Genomic DNA, 277 nt, shown 5'->3' with positions numbered 1-277 from the left:
AGTCCAAAGCGTCAATCCTACAGTAATGGTTATTGACCAATATGGGCTGGGAACGAACGTCGCAGATCCACCACCTAAAAGTACTGTGAGAGTGAGCATCCCCACCATGCCAGCAGAGATGAGCATATAAATGAAAACCGCCATGAAACTATAGTAATGTATTTTGTTCCTTGAGGCCATGTTATCCCTTAGGGGTTCATTGTTCGAAGCGCCTCCATGACGAATGATTCTCCAACGACCTTCTTTCGCTATAGATTCCCATCCTGACTCTACTAAA

Annotated in this window: 1 protein-coding gene; it reads right to left on the bottom strand. The window is 44.8% G+C overall.

The window, feature by feature from the left end:
- Positions 1–277, bottom strand: a 277-nt coding sequence (locus tag JI666_RS21035) for a hypothetical protein (RefSeq protein WP_206895027.1), incomplete at both ends; no start/stop codon positions are given.

The organism is Bacillus sp. NTK071 (genome assembly GCF_017303315.1).
Lineage (GTDB): Bacteria > Bacillota > Bacilli > Bacillales > Guptibacillaceae > Guptibacillus.
This window is presented reverse-complemented; position numbering and strand designations above follow the sequence as displayed.